Genomic DNA, 4,669 nt, shown 5'->3' on the forward strand with positions numbered 1-4,669 from the left:
GCCCGTGCTCTGCATCTCCCGGCGGATGCGGCTCAGTCCACGCGCACGGGCTCCGGCTGCGCCTGGGGCGCGGGCGCGGCGGGGCGGCGCAGCTTCTGGGTGAGGTCGGCGATCAGGATCTGCGTGAACGCCAGCGGGGCCAGGTGGCCTTCCCCGCCCTCCTCGTCCTGGTACAGGCCAAAGCGCGCGCCCTCGTACGTGTCGGGAAAGCGCTCGGCGCCCCAGGCGTCCACCAGCTCGGCGGGAAGGGTGTTCTCCACGCGGATGACGAGCCCGCCGTCGTCGCCCTCCTGCTCCTCCAGGCGCACGTGCTCGCCAAAGCGGCCGTGGATGCCGTCGTTGCGCACGGCATCGGCGGCGGCGCGGCGCAGGATGAGCGACGTGCGCACCTCCGTATCCGGCGCCTCCCAGTCCGGCGCCTCGTAGCGGACGACGAGGTCGGCGCGGTCCGCCTGGGGCAGCACGTACAGCTTGCTGTCCAGCAGGTGGCGGGCGATGTTCTTGAGCACCTCGGCCTCGCTGTACCCGCGCGACTTGGTGTCGCGGCGCAGCTTCCAGCGAAAGAGCAGGTCCGGCTCCGGGTACAGGAAGACGGTCAGGTCGTAGCACGACCGCAGCTCTTCGGTGGGAAAGCCCAGCAGCCCGCGGACGAGCACCACTTCCTCGGGCTCTAGCGTGGCCATGGGGCCAAAGGTGCCGTCGGTGTGGTCGTACTTGCGGTTGCGCACGGGGCGGCCGCGCCGCAGGAGCTGCAGGTGCTCCTGCATGAGCGACAGGTTGTGCACCATGGGGTTCAGCGCGGTGAGCTGCAGCTCCTGCCGCTCGGCCCGCGTGTACCGATGGTAGTCGTCCAGGTCCAGCGTGCTGACGCGGCCGGGGCCGATGAGCTCGCGGACGCCGCGCGACACGGTGCTCTTGCCGCTCCCCGAGTCGCCGATGACTCCCAGGACAAAGGGAAGGTGGCGCGGGGCGTCGTCCAGCGCGTCAGACATGCGCGGGGTTCCGAACCATGAACGGACCTCCGGATGAAGCAGGGTGAGCGTACATCATATCGCGGCGCGGTTCGGCGCGCGAGAGCGTTGGGGAGTGCGAAAGTGCGAAAGTGCGGGAGTGCGAAAGTGAACGACCACTCCGTGCTCCATCGCATCTGCCGCGACCGCATGCATTTGTTGTGATGCGCGCAACCTGCCGAAGGATGCGTTGATGACGGAGAATCGTGTAATCTGCATCTGTCTCCACGTCGACCCTGATCGGCCGATCTGCATCACCTGACGCTGAACCAGCTCCTGCTCTCGCACTTTCGCACTCGTCTTCCAGACACCCATCGCCGGTATCCACCCCATGTCTACGTACTGCGACGTCGCGCCCGGGCATCCGTTCCACGGGCCGTATCACGAGCACGAATACGGATTTCCCCTGCGCGGCGACGACGAACTGCTGGAGCGGCTGGCCCTGGAGATCAACCAGGCCGGGCTGTCGTGGCTCACCATCCTCAAGAAGAAGGACAGCTTTCACGCCGCGTTCCACGGGTTCGACGTGGACCGCGTGGCCGCGTACGGCGACGACGACAAGGCGCGGCTGATGGCGGACGCGGGGATCATCCGCAACCGGCTCAAGGTGGATGCGGTGATCGAGAACGCGCGCCGCATCCAGCAGCTTCGGGAGTCGCACGGATCGTTCGCGGGATGGCTGGACGCGCATCACCCGCGGGAGAAGGCGGACTGGATCAAGCTCTTCAAGAAGACGTTCCGGTTCACGGGCGGGGAGATCGTGGGCGAGTTCCTGATGTCGCTTGGCTACCTGCCCGGCGCGCACAAGCCCGGGTGCCCCGTGTACGCCCGCGTCCTCGCCGCCAACCCGCCGTGGGCGCGGACGGAAGGCGTGGAGGCGGGGGCGTAAGGACCGGGTGCGAAGCCCCAGCCTGAGCGGGTGAACCCGCCGCTGGGACAGCCATAAGCCCTGTCTCGCGCCGACGCGCTCCGCGAACAGGGCTTCAACAGACTACGTGCGCCGCCACCCGGCGCGAGGGTTGGATCGTCAAGCGGGGAGATGCCGGGTCCCAGCCGGAGCGGGTAAACCCGCCGCTGGGACAGCCATAAGCCCTGTCTCGCGCCGACGCGCTCCGCGAACAGGGCTTCAACCGACTACGCGCCCGGCCACCCGGCGCGAGGGGTGGATCGTACCCGGCGGAGAAGATCCTTCGGTCGCGCCAGAGCCCGTGCACGGACGGGGTTCGCGCGACGCTCCCTCAGGAAGTCAACGGCGGCCAGACGTTCCCCCCATCAGCCGCCATCCTACCGCAGTTACTCTCGCACTTTCGCACTTTCGCACTTTCGCACTTCCCCAATGCAACCATCCGCGCGGCTCGCGACACCCAGATACGCATGAGAGCCGAAACCGCCGCGGTACCCGACCATGCGCTCGCGCAGGCGCTGCTCCTCCGGGGGGATGAACAGGCCTTTCGCGACCTGTACGCCCGGCACACGCCGCGGCTGTATGCGCTCGTGCTCCGCATCCTGGGCGGCGCGGAGCACGACGCCGAGGACGTGGTGCAGGAAACGTGGATCCGCGCCACCGAAGTCCTGGGCGCGTTCCGGTGGGAGGCGGCGTTCGGCACGTGGCTCACGGGGATCGGCATTAACGTGGCGCGCGGGCTTCTCCGAAAGCAGGGGCGATGGATGCCGATGGAGGACGCCGCCGAGCCCTGGCGCCCCGCCCCGGCGCACGGCGAGCGCATCGACGTGGAGCGGGCGGTGGCGCTGCTGCCCGCGGGATACCGCGCGGTGCTGGTGCTTCACGACGTGGAAGGCTACACGCACGAGGAGATCGGCGAGCGGCTGGGGATCGCCCCCGGCACCTCCAAGAGCCAGCTCTCCCATGCACGCAAGGCGCTCCGGCGGCTGCTGGAGCCGGTGAAGGAAACGACCGCATGAACGAGCACGACGAGGACGAGCTTACGCCGGACCTGCGCAACCACCTCCAGGCACTGCCGCGGGAGATGGATCCGGGACGGCTGCTGGAGGAGCGCACCGTGCGCGCCCTGCGCGAGCGGGGGCTCATCGAGGCGCCGGCGGCGGGTGGACGCATCCGCCGCATCCCCCGGGCGTGGCTGGGCGGGGCCGTGGCGGCGGGCATCGCCCTGTTCGCCAGCGGGCTGGCCACGGGGCAGTGGGTGGGCGCGCGCACCACGGCGCAGGCCGTCCAGGCCACCCACGCGGCTGACACCCGCCAAGCCGCTCTCGCGGTGCAGCAGACGGGCACGGCGTACGTGGCGGCCATGTCGCGCTTTGCCGAGCTGCAGGACTCGGCGGCGGCGGGGCAGACGGCGCAGGGGCGGGAGGTTGCCGCGCGCATGCTCCGCGCCGCGGCCGACGAGCTGGTGCGGATCGCCCCGGACGATCCGCTCGCGGCCGCCGTGCTGGCCGCCTTTGCCCGCGCGGACAGCGCCAAGTCCGCCCAGTCGGGCGAGAAGCAGGGCGTGGTGTGGTTCTGATGAGAAGAAGTGCCAAGTGACAAGTGCCAAGTACCAAGTAAACGGCACGATGACGAGATCAGTTCACTTGGTACTTGGTACTTGGTACTTGGCACTTGAAACTTGGTACTCCGGGGTAATCCCATGATCCACAGATACATCGTGCCGGCCGCCCTAGTGGCGGTCCTCGCATCCGGCGCCACCGCGGATGCGCAGCGGTGCGGCGACGGCGGCGTGCGGGTGGGTGACCTGGGCTTCGACCAGATGGGCGGCGCCATCATCCACATGGGCCAGCACAAGAACGAGCGGCCGCAGGTCTACTTCGAGGGCGAGCCGCGCATCGGCCGGGTGCGCCGGGACGGGCCCGCAGCGGGCAGCCTGCGCGACGGCGACGTCATCGCCGCCATCGACGGCCAGCGCATCGCGACGGAGGCGGGAAGCCGCGCCTACTCGGCCGTGGACCCGGGCGACCGGGTGCGGCTGTCCATCCGCCGCGGCGGGCAGGTGCGGGACGTGACGGTCGTGGCGGGCGCCCGCTGCGCCGCGCCGCCGCCGGAGCCGCCGCTTCCCCCGGCGGCGCCCCGTCCAGTCGCCGAGGCGCGGCGCGTGATCCGGTTCTGAAGACAGCAGTACCAAGTGACAAGTGCCGAATGCCAAGGAACGGCACCGGCAGGATGCATCAGTTCACTTGGCACTTGGCACTTGGCACTAGGCACCTGGTACTCAACACCTGGGGTACTTCCCATGATCAACAGATACATCGGCCCGGCCCTGCTCGTGGGGGCCCTGGCCTGGACGTCCGGCGCGGACGCGCAGCGGTGCGGCAACGGCGGCTGGCGCGTTGGCGACCTGGGATTCGACGGCTTTCGCGGATCCGTCTCCATCGAGGAGCGCGACGGCCGCCGTCCGCAGTACCAGTTCGAGAGCGAGATCACCATCCAGGACGTGAAGCCCGATGGTCCCGCGGCCAACATCCTGCGCGACGGCGACGTCATCGCCGCCATCGACGGGCAGCTGATCACCACCGCGGGCGCCGGGCGACGCTACTCGTCCCTGAACCCGGGCGACGTCGTGCGGCTGTCCGTCCGGCGCGGCGGGCGGATGCAGGAGGTGACGGTCCGCGCCGGCGCCCGCTGCACGTCGCCGCCGCCTGCGCCTCCGCGCCCGCCGCGTCCGCCCGCCGCGGCGCCGCCTCCC

At 70.2% G+C, this 4,669-nt stretch carries 6 protein-coding genes; 5 read left to right on the forward strand and 1 reads right to left on the reverse strand.

Annotated features, from left to right (window positions below):
• Positions 1–32: 32 nt before the first annotated feature.
• Positions 33–992: a hypothetical protein gene (locus tag VFZ20_RS28300; protein WP_329687324.1), complete on the reverse strand. Its 960-nt coding sequence runs from the start codon at positions 990–992 to the stop codon at positions 33–35.
• 349 nt (positions 993–1,341) lie between these two features.
• On the opposite strand from VFZ20_RS28300, the gene VFZ20_RS28305 reads away from it, so the two are divergent.
• The 5 genes from VFZ20_RS28305 to VFZ20_RS28325 all read left to right on the forward strand — a co-directional run.
• Complete coding sequence (locus VFZ20_RS28305) at positions 1,342–1,899, forward strand: DNA-3-methyladenine glycosylase I (protein WP_329687325.1); 558 nt, start codon at positions 1,342–1,344, stop codon at positions 1,897–1,899.
• A 485-nt stretch (positions 1,900–2,384) separates the two neighbouring features.
• On the forward strand, positions 2,385–2,933 hold the full coding sequence (locus tag VFZ20_RS28310) for an RNA polymerase sigma factor (protein WP_329687326.1): 549 nt from the start codon (positions 2,385–2,387) through the stop codon (positions 2,931–2,933).
• Complete coding sequence (locus VFZ20_RS28315) at positions 2,930–3,493, forward strand: hypothetical protein (RefSeq protein ID WP_329687327.1); 564 nt, start codon at positions 2,930–2,932, stop codon at positions 3,491–3,493. The genes VFZ20_RS28310 and VFZ20_RS28315 overlap by 4 nt, the downstream gene beginning before the upstream one ends.
• A 123-nt stretch (positions 3,494–3,616) precedes the next feature.
• Positions 3,617–4,093 (forward strand): PDZ domain-containing protein, encoded by a 477-nt coding sequence (locus tag VFZ20_RS28320; protein WP_329687328.1) that lies wholly within the window; start codon positions 3,617–3,619, stop codon positions 4,091–4,093.
• 123 nt (positions 4,094–4,216) lie between these two features.
• Positions 4,217–4,669, forward strand: a 453-nt coding sequence (locus tag VFZ20_RS28325) for a PDZ domain-containing protein (RefSeq protein ID WP_329687329.1), incomplete at its 3' end; no start/stop codon positions are given.

Origin of the sequence: Longimicrobium sp. (assembly GCF_036280135.1) — a bacterium.
In the GTDB taxonomy this organism is placed as follows: domain Bacteria; phylum Gemmatimonadota; class Gemmatimonadetes; order Longimicrobiales; family Longimicrobiaceae; genus Longimicrobium.